This window comes from Streptomyces krungchingensis (genome assembly GCF_054729265.1).
On the sequence record NZ_JBPUKY010000001.1, the window covers coordinates 5998275 to 6010620 of the forward strand.

Annotated in this window: 14 protein-coding genes; 6 read left to right on the forward strand and 8 right to left on the reverse strand. The window is 72.8% G+C overall.

What is annotated here, in order from left to right; all coding sequences use genetic code 11:
* Window positions 1–114 precede the first annotated feature (114 nt).
* The 5 genes from ACSYGO_RS26395 to ACSYGO_RS26415 form a co-directional block, all read right to left on the reverse strand.
* Window positions 115–1737, reverse strand: coding sequence for an alpha/beta hydrolase (locus ACSYGO_RS26395; protein ID WP_460387847.1), 1623 nt, complete (start codon window positions 1735–1737; stop codon window positions 115–117).
* A 240-nt stretch (window positions 1738–1977) separates the two neighbouring features.
* Window positions 1978–2760, reverse strand: a complete 783-nt coding sequence (locus ACSYGO_RS26400; protein WP_460387848.1) for a tyrosine-protein phosphatase — start codon at window positions 2758–2760, stop codon at window positions 1978–1980.
* A gap of 37 nt (window positions 2761–2797) precedes the next feature.
* Window positions 2798–3085 carry a hypothetical protein gene (locus ACSYGO_RS26405; RefSeq protein ID WP_460387849.1) on the reverse strand — a complete coding sequence of 96 codons (288 nt, stop codon included), beginning with the start codon at window positions 3083–3085 and terminating at the stop codon, window positions 2798–2800.
* A complete protein-coding gene (locus tag ACSYGO_RS26410; protein WP_432174515.1) occupies window positions 3082–3864 on the reverse strand; it encodes an SDR family NAD(P)-dependent oxidoreductase in 783 nt (260 codons plus the stop codon). Before ACSYGO_RS26410 ends, ACSYGO_RS26405 begins: the two co-directional genes overlap by 4 nt.
* Window positions 3865–4011: 147 nt before the next feature.
* The gene (locus ACSYGO_RS26415; RefSeq protein WP_426680210.1) at window positions 4012–4350 is read right to left on the reverse strand and encodes a YnfA family protein; all 339 of its coding nucleotides are present in this window, start codon (window positions 4348–4350) and stop codon (window positions 4012–4014) included.
* Between the two features lie 379 nt (window positions 4351–4729).
* Between ACSYGO_RS26415 and ACSYGO_RS26420 the strand changes: the two genes are divergently transcribed.
* Both ACSYGO_RS26420 and ACSYGO_RS26425 read left to right on the forward strand, forming a co-directional pair.
* Complete coding sequence (locus ACSYGO_RS26420; protein ID WP_426680209.1) at window positions 4730–5017, forward strand: hypothetical protein; 288 nt, start codon at window positions 4730–4732, stop codon at window positions 5015–5017.
* 397 nt (window positions 5018–5414) lie between these two features.
* Window positions 5415–5897 (forward strand): MarR family winged helix-turn-helix transcriptional regulator, encoded by a 483-nt coding sequence (locus tag ACSYGO_RS26425; RefSeq protein WP_426680208.1) that lies wholly within the window; start codon window positions 5415–5417, stop codon window positions 5895–5897.
* On the opposite strand, the gene ACSYGO_RS26430 is transcribed toward ACSYGO_RS26425, so the two are convergent.
* Complete coding sequence (locus ACSYGO_RS26430) at window positions 5879–6277, reverse strand: winged helix-turn-helix transcriptional regulator (protein WP_432174514.1); 399 nt, start codon at window positions 6275–6277, stop codon at window positions 5879–5881. The two genes, ACSYGO_RS26425 and ACSYGO_RS26430, sit on opposite strands and share 19 nt — an antisense overlap.
* 112 nt (window positions 6278–6389) lie before the next feature.
* On the opposite strand from ACSYGO_RS26430, the gene ACSYGO_RS26435 reads away from it, so the two are divergent.
* On the forward strand, window positions 6390–7271 hold the full coding sequence (locus ACSYGO_RS26435; RefSeq protein WP_460387852.1) for an NADP-dependent oxidoreductase: 882 nt from the start codon (window positions 6390–6392) through the stop codon (window positions 7269–7271).
* Here the strand turns inward: ACSYGO_RS26435 and ACSYGO_RS26440 are convergent.
* Window positions 7268–8686 carry an MFS transporter gene (locus ACSYGO_RS26440; protein WP_460387854.1) on the reverse strand — a complete coding sequence of 473 codons (1419 nt, stop codon included), beginning with the start codon at window positions 8684–8686 and terminating at the stop codon, window positions 7268–7270. The two genes, ACSYGO_RS26435 and ACSYGO_RS26440, sit on opposite strands and share 4 nt — an antisense overlap.
* 57 nt (window positions 8687–8743) lie before the next feature.
* Window positions 8744–9580: an AraC family transcriptional regulator gene (locus tag ACSYGO_RS26445; protein WP_426680204.1), complete on the reverse strand. Its 837-nt coding sequence runs from the start codon at window positions 9578–9580 to the stop codon at window positions 8744–8746.
* A gap of 132 nt (window positions 9581–9712) precedes the next feature.
* Here ACSYGO_RS26445 and ACSYGO_RS26450 point away from each other — a divergent pair, with 132 nt between their 5' ends.
* The 3 genes from ACSYGO_RS26450 to ACSYGO_RS26460 all read left to right on the forward strand — a co-directional run bounded on the left by ACSYGO_RS26450 (window position 9713) and on the right by ACSYGO_RS26460 (window position 12324).
* The gene (locus ACSYGO_RS26450) at window positions 9713–10801 is read left to right on the forward strand and encodes an LLM class flavin-dependent oxidoreductase (protein ID WP_460387856.1); all 1089 of its coding nucleotides are present in this window, start codon (window positions 9713–9715) and stop codon (window positions 10799–10801) included.
* On the forward strand, window positions 10798–11481 hold the full coding sequence (locus ACSYGO_RS26455; protein WP_426680203.1) for a CE1759 family FMN reductase: 684 nt from the start codon (window positions 10798–10800) through the stop codon (window positions 11479–11481). Before ACSYGO_RS26450 ends, ACSYGO_RS26455 begins: the two co-directional genes overlap by 4 nt.
* A gap of 111 nt (window positions 11482–11592) precedes the next feature.
* Entirely contained in the window at window positions 11593–12324 is a 732-nt protein-coding gene (locus ACSYGO_RS26460; RefSeq protein WP_460387858.1) for a response regulator transcription factor, read from the forward strand.
* Window positions 12325–12346: the final 22 nt, after the last annotated feature.

The window sequence follows — 12346 nt, forward strand, 5'->3', positions numbered from 1 at the left end:
GCGACGGCGGCGGGATGCCGCCGTGCCGGGTGGACGACGTAGGCGGAGTGCCGTTTCCCGGGCGGGTGACGCCCGCGGGGTGCCGCTTTTCCGGGTGGGTTACGTCGACGGGGGTCAGGTTCTGTCGGCCGTCGCCCCGCTGCCGGTGGCCATCCCGCCGGTCGGCTTGGGCGCCGGGAAGGGGGGCGTGTCCTGCCGGCAGTGCGTTCCGGGCGGAGGGAGCACGCCGTCGATCAAGTAGCGGCTCTCGTGTTCCGCGACGCAGCCGCTGGGGTTGTACAGCTCGGTGTGGCCGTACCCGTCGTGGGTGAGCAGACGGGCGTCGCCCAGTTCCCGGGCCATGCCCTGCGAATCCGGATACGGGGTGGAAGGGTCGTAGGTGGTGCCGACCACCAGGACGGGGTGGGCCGTCGGCCTGTTCCACGGGCCGCGGTAGCGGTCGGCCGCGACGGCCGGCCAGACGGCGCACGGCGAGGCGGCCCACGCCCAGTAGCGCCCGACGTCGCCCGCACGCGCGGCGGCGGTGTCCTCCTGCGCCGGGTACGCGGCGAGGGCACGTGGATTCGGGCTGTCGCCGCACAGCACCGCGGCGGCCTGCTCCTCGCCCAGGTAAGGGCTCGGATGCGGGACCGGCGGCGCGGGCGGAGGCGGCGGCGTCCGCGGGGCGCGCCCCTGCCACAGGCTCTGCAGCCGGGCCGCGAGGTCCGCCCACCCCGGATGCACGATGTAGAGGCCGCTCACCACCTCGGCGACGGTGCGGGCGTACGTCCATTCACCCACCGGGTGCTCCCGGAGCCGCCGCAGCAGCTGGTCGAACTTGTCCCGGGTCGCCTTCGGGCCGTCGGCGGCGAAGGCGCAGCGGGCGGCACCGGCGGACCCGCACAGGGTGAGGAAACGGTCCAGGACCCCCGCCGCGCTCCGGTCCGAGCCCATCCGCAGGAACGTCGTGAGCGAGGCGTCGTCGGAGCCGTGGTTCGTCCAGGCCTGCGGGTCGATGTTGCTGTCGAGGGCCATGGCACGGACCTTGCCGGGGAAGAGCCCGGCGTACGTGGCGCCGAGGATCGTGCCGTAGGAGACGCCCATGAAGGTGAGCTGCGGGTCGCCCACCGCACGGCGGAGCTGGTCGAGGTCGCGGGCGGTCTCGGCGGTCGACACATGGCGCAGGAGGTCGGGGTCCCGCTGCTGACAGCGGCGGGCCAGATCCCGGTACGCGGAGGCCCAGACCGCCCGCTCCTGCTCGCCCACGGGGAACCCGGCGGGTTTGCCGGCGCCCCACGCCTCGGCCTCCCCGGCGCTCGTGAAGCAGTTCACCGCGGTGCTGCTGCCGACACCCCGTGGATCCCAGCTGACGATGTCGAACCGTTCCCGCACCTCGCGCGGGAACGCCCCGTAGTTCTGCGGCATCTGCACGGTTCCCGGACCGCCGGGTCCGCCGGGGTTGAAGAACAGGGTGCCGATCCGCCGCCCGGGCCCGGTCGCCTTGTGCCGGATGACCGCCAGGTCGATGAGGCGACCGCCCGGATCGCGGTAGTCCAGCGGCACCCTCGCGGTCGCGCAGTCGTACGGGCTGCCCTGGACGCAGGGGCTCCAGTCCAGCCGCGGGGCAGGTACCGAAGGGGTGGGCGTGCCACCGGCCGCGGCGGGGTCCGGCCCGGTCAGCACCGTCGAGCAGACCAGCACCGCGGTGACGAACGCGGCATGACATCTGCGGCCCGCCACGGGCCCGGATATTCGCATCCCCTGTCCTTTCACGGCCGGGTCCCTGCGCGGCCGAACGCTGGAGGCGCCCCCGCGCGGGGCGTCGGCAGGCACCCGCGTCCACGACACCGCGGCCCGGCGGCGCCCGCGAGCCGACCGCATCCGAATGGCCGATCCGCTGCCGTCGGGGAGCCTTCTGCCACCTGGCCGTAGAAGAGAGAGGAGCAGGTCGGAGACGCGAAGAGAGAGGAGCAGGTCGGAGACGCTTCTCGAAGGGCGTCACCGTGTACGGGCCGTCCCAGCCGCCCTCCACGGTCCGCTGCCGGCCGCCGGCCCGTCCAGGAGGGCCGCCCGGAGTCGTTCGACGAACGCCGTGTCAAGGCCCAGCGCGTTCCTGACGTAGCCCTCCACCGAGCCGTGACGGGACGTCAGGCCCGCGAGGAAACCGGTCATCACCTCGGCCGGTGCGCGGCCGTAGCCCGGCCAGGTCAGGGAACGGTCCGGGTTCGCCGCCCGCCAGTCCGCGCGCAGCGCGGCCGTCGCCCGCTCCGTGAGCGTGAAGTCCTCGACGACCGCGTCCTCGGCGACCCCCAGCAGCGACAGCACCAGCGCGGCCACCAGACCCGTACGGTCCTTGCCCGACGCGCAGTGGAAGACCACGGGGCCCTCGTCCGCCGTCGCGATCAGCTCCAGCGTCGCGCGGATCTCCGCCACGCCGTCCGCGGCGACCTCCGCGTAACGTGCCGCGAGGTACGGGCCCGGGTCGACGGACGGGGTCAACGCCGCCTGGTCGTACGGCCGGTGCTCGATGCTCAGATTGTGGTACGCGAGCGAGGGGTGCTCCGGGACCCGGCCCTTGGCCTCGATCTCCCACGGGTAGCGCAGGTCGATCACCGTGCGGATGCCCAGCGACAGGAAGCGGTCCCAGTCGTCGCCTTCGAGCTTGCCCAGCGAGTCCGCCCGGAACAGCCGGCCCGGACGGACCGTGCGGCCGTCCGCCGTCGTGCGGCCGCCCAGGTCACGGAAGTTGTGCAGACGCCTGAAGGGTATGTGTCCGTTCACACCGTGCGAGCGTACGTGGACGGTGCGGCGGGTGCGGTCACTTCGCGTGCCGCACCGCGTAGATCATGACGAACGCCACGATGTGGATGCCGAAGAGGAAGTACGCCAGGTAGTACCAGACCATCCGCTCGTTCTTCTTCTCCTCGGCCAGGCGGCGTTGTTCGAGCGTGGGTGGGGTGGGGGGTTCTCCGGCGGGGGGTTCTGCGGCGGGGGGTTCTGCGGCCGCGGGTTCTGGAGTGGGTGGTTCTGCGGCGGTGGGTTCTGCGGTGAGTGGTTCCGCGGTGGGTGGTTCCGCGGCGGGTGGCTCTGCGGTGGAGTCCGTCATCCGAGGTCCCGGTGGACCTTCGTGTTCGACGCCTGCGCGCGGGGGCGGACGACGAGCAGGTCGATGTTGACGTGGCTGGGCCGGGTCACCGCCCACGTGATGGTGTCCGCCACGTCGTCCGCCGTGAGCGGCTCGGCGACACCCGCGTACACCTTGGCGGCCTTCTCGGTGTCCCCGCCGAAGCGGGTCAGCGCGAACTCGTCCGTCTTGACCATGCCCGGCGCCACCTCGATCACGCGGACCGGTGTGCCGACGATCTCCAGGCGCAGGGTCTCGGCCAGCACGTGCTCGGCGTGCTTGGCCGCGACGTAGCCGCCCCCGCCCTCGTACGTGCCGTGGCCCGCCGTCGAGGACAGCACCACCACGGTGCCGTCGCCGCTCGCGGTGAGCGCGGGCAGGAGGGCCTGCGTGACGTTCAGGGTGCCGATGACGTTCGTCTCGTACATCTGGCGCCAGTCGGCGGGGTCGCCGGTCGACACCGGGTCCGCGCCGAGCGCGCCGCCCGCGTTGTTGACCAGGACGCCGATCGTCTTGAACGCGGTGGCGAACTCGTCGACCGCCGCGCGGTCCGTGACGTCGAGCGCGTACGCCGTCGCCTGGCCGCCGGCCGTGCCGATCTCCTCCGCGAGCGCCTCGATGCGGTCCTTGCGGCGGGCCGTCAGCACGACGCGGTAGCCGGCCGCGGCGAGCTGCCTCGCCGTTGCCGCGCCGATGCCGCTGCTCGCGCCGGTGACGACGGCGATGCGGGAGGGGGCGGCGGGCGCGGCGGGCGCGGTCATGTCTGGCTCCTCGGCTGGCGCGGTGTGTTGCGGCGGTCTACGTCGTGCGCGGCGATCGGCCCTGGCGGGGAGATCGGTTCCGGCATCGGCTCTGTCAGGGTAGGCGACGGGGTCGGTGGGCGGCTCGACGGTCCGAGGGGTGGGAGGTCAGCCGCTGTTCCTCGGGGCCCACATGATCACGGCCATGCCGGCCAGGCAGATCGCCGCACCGGTGATGTCCCAGCGGTCGGGGCGGTAGCCGTCCGCGACCACGCCCCACAGGATCGAGCCGGCGACGAAGATCCCGCCGTAGGCCGCGAGGATGCGGCCGAAGTGCGCGTCCGGCTGGAAGGTGGCGACGAAGCCGTAGGCGCCGAGGGCGAGGACGCCGCCGGTGATCCAGAGCCAGCCGCGGTGCTCGCGCAGGCCCTGCCAGATCAGCCATGCGCCGCCGATCTCGAAGAGGGCGGCGACGACGAAGAGGGCTGCTGAGCGGGCGATGAGCATGCGGTCACTCTTGCATGGGGGTGCGGGGTGGGTTGCGGTGCGTGGGTGGGGGCGGTGGGGGGAGTGGGTTGTGGTGCGTGGGTGGGAGCGGTGGGTGGGTTGCGGTGCGTGGGCTTCACCTGATGGACGGCGCCTGGGGGGTGGCCGGGGTGGGATACATCCATGTGACGGACGCGGTGGCCCTAGCGGAGGTAATGACGTCATGTGGGTGCGGACGCTGTGTGTGGTGGGTGCGGGCGTGGGGCTCGCGGTGGCGGGCGTGACTCCGGTGAGCGCGGCGGCTCCCGAGGCGGATCTCGCGTATCACGGGCGGGTGTCCATGGACGCGGGGCGCGTTGCTCTGCGGTTGACGCCGCGGAACCACGGGCCGAATGCCGTCATGGACGCGACCGTGCGGCTGCGCTGGTCGGCCGCGCTGGCCGATGTGCAGTGGCTGCCGGACGGCTGTGCGCGGGCGGGGGCGCGGGACCTGGTGTGCCGGACCGGGGCGCTGTCCGCGGACGGGGCCGGGCGGGAGATCCGGATGTCGGTGCTGCTGAAGGGGGTGCCCTCGGAGGTGACGCTGGGGATCGACACCGTGTGGGGTGGCGGGGCGGTGGATTCCAACCGGGCCAATGACCGGCAGCGGGTGCTGGTGCTGGACACGGGGGACTCCTACGCGTTCTAGGAGTTCGGGCCGTTTCGCCTTCGGGCCGTTTCTCCGGGCCGTTTCGCCTCCGGGCCGTTTCGCCGTCTGTCCGGTGGGTGGGTCGGGTCCGTGCCGGTGATCCGCCCGTTGCAGCCGTCGTGTGGTCCGGTGGTTCAGTGCGGTGGGGTCGTGTTGCCGTCCGCAACGGGCAGGTGATGCACCGGCACGGCCCCTTCCGTGAGAGGGCGAGTGCGGGTGTGAGGGGGGTGCGGCCCCTTCGGGGAGGGGGCGACTGCGGGTGTGAGTGGGGTGCGGCCGCTTTGGTGGCTGCGGAGTGGACGGGGGCGGCCCCTGCGCGGAGTGGGCGGGGGCGGTGCGGGGGCGTGGGGTGCGGTGGTGGTGCTTACGATGGTGTGTCCTGCTGAAAGGTGTGGTGATGGCGGCTCGGGAGCATCTGATGGGGGAGTTGGCCACGGTGTCGCGGCGCTACATGGCGTCGTACGCGCTCTTCAACCAGGCCGTCGCCGATCATCTGAACCTGCATCCGACCGATCTGCAGTGCGTGAACCTGCTCAGCCTGGAGGACGAGCCCGTGACGATCGGGCGGATCGGGGAGCTGACCGGGCTGACCACCGGGTCGGCTACCCGGCTGGTGGACCGGCTGGAGAAGGCCGGGTACGTCGTGCGGGAGCGCGACGCGGCCGACCGGCGGCGGGTGCTCGTGGCGGTCGTGCCGGAGAAGATGGCCGAGTTCGGGCGGATGTGGGACCGGCTGGGCGGCGGCTGGTTCGCCCTGTTCGACGGGCTCGAGGAAGAGGAACTCGCCCTGATCATCGGGCACATGCGGCGCACCGTGGAGTTCACCGGTGAGCAGATCGCCCGGCTGCGGGGCGGCGGCCTTCAGGGCGTGGAGTCGTAGCGCTCCCGGGCGTCGTTGACCTCCTCGATGTGCAGCTCCGCCCAGTCCTTCACGGCGGAGAGCAGGCAGCTGAGGCTGGCGCCGAGGGGCGTGAGTTCGTAGTCGACGCGGACGGGCACGGACGGGGTGACCGTGCGGGCGACGATCCCGTCGCGCTCCAGTGAACGCAGCGTCTGCGTCAGCATCTTGGGGCTGACGCCCGCGATCTTGCGGCCGAGGTCGCTGTAGCGCATGGATCCCCCGGCGAGCGCGCTGACGACCAGGCTGACCCACTTGTCGCTGATCCGGTCGAGGAGCTGGTTGGTGGGGCAGCTCTTGATGAACGCGTCGTACTCGATGCGCGCCTGCTCGCGCCGCTGCGCCGCGGTCGTGGTCGCCATGGCTCACCTCCGGGTGACGTACGCACCTTCAGGTGCCTACTTACTAATGGATAGTAACTCTTCCTAGGGTTGTTGCAACGGGAAAGAAACCCAATGAGTGGGGAGCGTTGCCATGCGTGCGGTACTGGTGAATCGGTTCGGTGGGCCCGACGTCGTGGAGGTCGCCGAGGTCGAGGTGCCCGAGCCCGGGGCCGGTCAGGTGCGGATCAAGGTGGCCGCCGCCGCCCTCAACCCGGTGGACGCCGGCGTGCGGGCGGGTGTCTTCGGCGGTGCGGGCAAGCGGTTCGGGCTCGGCTGGGACGTGGCCGGGACCGTCGACGCGGTGGGCGTGGCCACCGGGTGGAGCGTGGGGGACGAGGTGGTGGCTCTGGCGTACGGGCCCGGCAAGACGCTCGGTACGCACGCCGACCACGTGGTCGTCGACGCCGGTGCGGTGGCGTCGGCGCCCGGCTCGGTCGACGCCGTGCACGCCGCGACGCTGCCGCTGAACGCGCTGACCGCCTCGCAGGCCCTCGACCTGCTGGGCCTGGAGCCGGGCCAGAGCCTGCTGGTCACCGGTGCCGCGGGTGCGGTGGGCGGATACGCCGTCCAGCTCGCCGCCCATCGCGGTCTGACGGTGACGGGCGTGGCGCGGGCCGCCGACGAGGACCTGGTGCGGTCGCTGGGAGCCGACCGCTTCGGGCCGCAGCCCGCCGCGGTGGACGGGGTCCTGGACGCGGCGCTGCTCGGTGGCACCGCGCTGGAGTGGGTGCGTGACGGGGGTGCCTTCGTGGGGGTCATTCCGGGCGCCCATCCGGAGTCCGTGCGCGGGGTGCGGACCGGCTCGGTGGAGGTCGCGCCGGACGGGGCGCGTCTCGCGGAGCTGGTGCGGCTCGTCGACGCGGCGGTGCTGACGACGCGGGTCGCCGAGACCTACCCGCTGGACGAGGCGGCCAAGGCGCACACGCGGCTGGCGGAGGGCGGGCTGCGGGGGCGGCTGGTGCTCGTCCCCTAGTGCTGCTCCTCCTGCGCCTTGCGGGGAAGGAGCAGCACCAGGGGGCAGCACAGCAGGGCGACGGTGGTGACGGCGGCGAGGCTCACGGCGGTGGCGTGGGCCTCGCCGCCGTGCGTTCCGAAGTACAGGGTGGTGACCGCGGCGGCGCCGATCGCGTTGGCGAGCTGCTGGACCGCGCCGAGCGAGCCGCCCGCGCTGCCTGCCTCGGCGGGGGCGATGTCCCCGATGGTGACGTCGTACAGGGAGCCGAAGCAGGTGCCCATCCCGAGGCCGACGACCATCAGGGGCGGGACGAGGGCCCAGGCGGCGGTGCCGGTGCCGGAGCTCGCGACGAGGGCGAGCAGCCAGCCGGTCCCGGCGGACGTGATCAGGAAACCGGCGAGGGTCAGCCGGCGGCCCAGTGTGCCGATCAGGCGGTAGCAGGCGATCGAGGCGACGACGATGCCGGCGGACAGGGGGGTCAGGCCGAGCGCGGCGCCCGCGGGGGACCGGCCGAGTCCCTGCTGGAGGAAGAGGGAGACGACGTAGAGGAGTCCGGAGACCGCGGCGAAGAACACGACGCCGGTCAGGAGTCCTGAGGTGAAGCCCCGGTTGTGCAGGAGGGAGGGCTGGATCAGGGGGGTCGCGGCGGTGCGCTGGCGGTGGCAGAAGGCCGCGAAGAGCAGGAGTCCGGCGGTCGTCAGGGCGGTGCTCCTGAGGGTCCAGCCGTGTGCGGAGCCGTCGATCAGGCCGGACAGCAGGCCCAGCATGGTGGCGGCGAGGAGGGCGGAGCCGGGGCCGTCGACGGTGACGGTGCGGTCGCCGCTGTCGCGCGGGAGCAGCCGGACGGCGGCGGCGAGCGCGGCGCCGCCGAGGAGCAGGTTGATGAGGAACATACCGCGCCAGCCGAGGCCGGCGACGTCCGTGTCGATGAGGAAGCCGGCGAGGACCGGGCCGCCGACGGCCGAGAGGCCCATCACCGGTCCGAAGAGGCTGTACGCCTTGCCGATCTGGTCGCGGGGCCAGGCGGCGCCGAGGATGCCGAAGCCCTGCGGGACGACGAGCGCGCCGAAGGCGCCCTGGACGAGGCGGGCGGCGACGAGGGTCCGGGGGTCGGGTGCCAGACCGCAGGCGACCGAGGCGGCGGTGAAACCGGCGAGGCCGGTGAGGAAGAGGCGGCGACGGCCGTACTTGTCGCCGAGGCGTCCGCCGAGGACGAGGAGCACGCCGAGGGCGAGGGCGTAGGAGGCGCCGAGCCATTGGACGAGGCTCGTGCCGCCGTGCAGGTCCTCGGCGATCGTCGGGGCCGCGATGTTCGTGATGGTGGCGTCGAGGAGGTCGAGGACGTCGGCGGCGAGGACGACTGCCAGGATCGCCCAGCGGGTGCGTGCGGGTGGATGGGCCGCTTCTTTTGTGTTGTGCAGTATCTGTGTCACGCAGATAAATGTGCGGCACGGGGTGCGGCGCGGTCAAGCGAATTGGTGACGGGTGCGTCAGGAGGTCTGCTGCGCGGTCGCGTACACCGTCGGCGGCACGCCCACCGTCGCCGTGAAGTCCCGTACCAGGTGGGCCTGGTCGGCATATCCGAGGTCGGCGGCGAGTGCGGCCCAGTCGACGTCCCGGCGGGTCCCGGCGAGCTCCAGGGCCTCATGGATGCGGTAGCGCAGGATGATCCACTTGGGGCTGACGCCGACGTACGCGGAGAAGAGCCGCTGGAGCGCGCGTACCGAGAGGCCCGCCGAGCCGGCGAGATCGCCCACGCGCCGCATCTCCCGGTCGGTGCGGATGCGGCCGACCAGTTCCCCGGCGAGGTCGGCCTGCGGGTCGGGCTCCGGGGTGAGCGAGAGCAGGACGGCGTCGAGCGCGGCCACCCGGGCGCGGTCGTCGGCGGGGGTCACGACCGCGCGGGCGGTGTCCTCCGGGGGCGCGGCGAAGGCGGCCCGCGTGAACACGTCCTGGACCGGCAGCGCGTGGCCGGTCCATCGCGACACCGGCGCCCACGGGGTGAACGGCCGGAAGGCCCCGGGCCAGAACTTCGCCCCGCACACCCGGCCCCGCCCGGTCAGCTTCCGGGTGAACAGGCCGAGCGCGACACCGGTCACCTCGCCGTAGGGCGGTCCCTCGTCCTCGTCCCACTGGAACGTGACGTTCACCGACGGGTGCGGGACGACGTGCGAGGCGTACGGCTCCGGCAGGTCCCAGTCGATGAACCAGTACGTCTCCACGTGCCGGCGCAGAGCCTCGGCGGGCAGGTGGCGGCGGAACCGTACGCGGGTCAGCAGTGCGGACGGGTCGACGATCCCGCGGGTGTCGCGACGGGGTTCTGCCATGGCCGGATCGTACGTCGGCCGCCGCGTCGGGGGGTGGGGACCGGGTGGTCCGGAGGCCGGGGGAATAGGTGGCGGCCGGGTGCGGTTCTGTGGGTATAGTTGAACCGTCAACAACTTGGAAGGTGAGCAGCCATGCAGTTCGGGATCTTCACCGTCGGCGACGTCACGACCGACCCGACGAACGGCCGGACGCCGAGCGAGGGCGAGCGCATCAAGGCCATGCTCGCCATCGCGCAGAAGGCCGAGGAGGTCGGGCTCGACGTCTTCGCCACCGGCGAGCACCACAACCCGCCCTTCGTCCCGTCCTCGCCGACGACGATGCTCGGCTACATAGCCGCCCGCACCGAGAACCTCGTCCTGTCCACCTCCACGACCCTCATCACCACGAACGACCCGGTGAAGATCGCCGAGGACTTCGCGATGCTCCAGCACGTCGCGGACGGCCGCGTCGACCTGATGATGGGCCGTGGCAACACCGGTCCCGTCTACCCCTGGTTCGGCAAGGACATCCGCGAGGGCATCAACCTCGCCGTCGAGAACTACGCCCTGCTGCGCCGCCTGTGGGACGAGGACGTGGTGACCTGGGAGGGCAAGTTCCGCACGCCCCTCCAGTCCTTCACCTCCACCCCGCGCCCGCTCGACGGAGTCGCGCCCTTCGTGTGGCACGGCTCGATCCGTTCCCCCGAGATCGCCGAGCAGGCCGCCTACTACGGCGACGGCTTCTTCCACAACAACATCTTCTGGCCCGCCTCCCACACCAAGCAGATGGTGAACCTGTACCGCCAGCGCTACGCCCACTACGGGCACGGCACCCCGGAGCAGGCCATCGTCGGGCTCGGCGGCCAGGTGTTCATGCGGAAGAACTCCCAGGACGCCGTGCGCGAGTTCCGGCCGTACTTCGACAACGCGCCGGTCTACGGGCACGGGCCGTCCCTGGAGGACTTCACCGAGCAGACCCCGCTGACCGTGGGCTCGCCGCAGCAGGTGATCGAGAGGACCCTGTCCTTCCGGGAGTACGCCGGCGACTACCAGCGCCAGCTCTTCCTGATCGACCACGCGGGACTGCCGCTGAAGACCGTCCTCGAACAGCTCGACATGCTGGGCGAGGAGGTCGTGCCCGTCCTGCGCGAGGAGTTCGCCAAGGGGCGTCCGGCCGACGTGCCCGAGGCCCCCACCCACGCGGCCCGCGTGGCCGCCGCCAAGGAGGTGACCGTCGCATGAAGCTCGTCGTCGTCTCGGCGGGGCTGAGCTCCCCGTCGTCGACCCGGCTGCTCGCCGACCGGCTTGCCGCGGCGACCGCCCGGCACGCCGACGTCGAGGTCCAGGTCGTCGAACTGCGCGACCTGGCCACCGACATCGCCCACCACATGGTCACCGGCTTCCCGGCGCGGCGCCTGGCCGCCGCGCTGGACGCGGTGGCCGCGGCGGACGGCCTGATCGCCGTGACGCCCGTCTTCTCGGCGTCCTACAGCGGGCTGTTCAAGTCCTTCTTCGACGTCATCGACAAGGACTCGCTGACCGGGAAGCCGGTGCTCGTCGGCGCGACCGGCGGCACCCCGCGCCACTCCCTGGTCACCGAGCACGCCCTGCGCCCGCTCTTCTCGTACCTGCGCGCCGTGGTGCTGCCGACCGCCGTCTACGCGGCCTCGGAGGACTGGGGCGACGAGGGGCTGGAAGGGCGCATCGAACGGGCGGGCGCGGAGCTGGCCCGGTTCATGGGGGCGTCGGCGGCCGGGACGGTTCCCGGGGCCCGCGCGGAGAGGGCCCCCGCGGTCCCGGACACCGACACGGCCGCGGCCATCGCGCCCCGCTCCCTCAAGGGCGCCGTCACCTCGGTGGACTCGGCCGACGCGTTCACGGTCGTCCCCTTCGAGCAGCAGCTCGCGGCGCTGCGGCCGTAGCGCCACCAGGCCCGTGGCGGGCTTCGCCCCGGAGGTGTGATCCGGGTAAGAAGCCCCCCGCACCCATGATCATCAGGTGGTGTGCCGCCACGGGCTTGGCAGACTGGTGGAGTGCCCCAGACTGTGCTGCTCGCCGAGGACGACCGCGCCATCCGCCACGCCCTGGAGAGGGCGCTGACGCTGGAGGGGTACGAGGTGACGGCCGTCGCCGACGGCGTCGAGGCGCTCGCGCAGGCCCACCGCACCCCGCCGGACGTGCTCGTGCTGGACGTGATGATGCCCGGCATCGACGGCCTCCAGGTGTGCCGCGTGCTGCGCGCGGAGGGCGATCGCACGCCGATCCTCATGCTCACCGCGCTCGTCGAGACCGTCGACCGCATCGCCGGCCTCGACGCCGGTGCCGACGACTACGTGGTCAAGCCGTTCGACGTCGAGGAGGTCTTCGCCCGGCTGCGCGCCCTGCTGCGCCGCACCGGTGACCGCGCCGACGGCGCGACACCGGCCCCGGTGCCCGCGCAGGCCGCCGCCGCGAAGGACACCCCGGGCCAGGTCGCCGCCGCGGGCATCCGCATGGACGTCCAGGCACGGCGGGCCTGGCGCGGGCAGCGGGAGCTGGAACTGACCCGCACCGAGTTCGAACTCCTCGAACTCCTCGTCCGCAACACCGGCATCGTCCTCGACCACGCCACCATCTACGACCGGATCTGGGGCTACGACTTCGGACCCGGCTCCAAGAACCTCGCCGTGTACGTCGGCTACCTGCGGCGCAAGCTCGACCAGCCGGGGGCGCCGGCGCTCATCCACACGGTGCGGGGCGTGGGGTACGTGCTGAGGGAGGACTGAGTGCCGCGCCGGCCCACCGCGG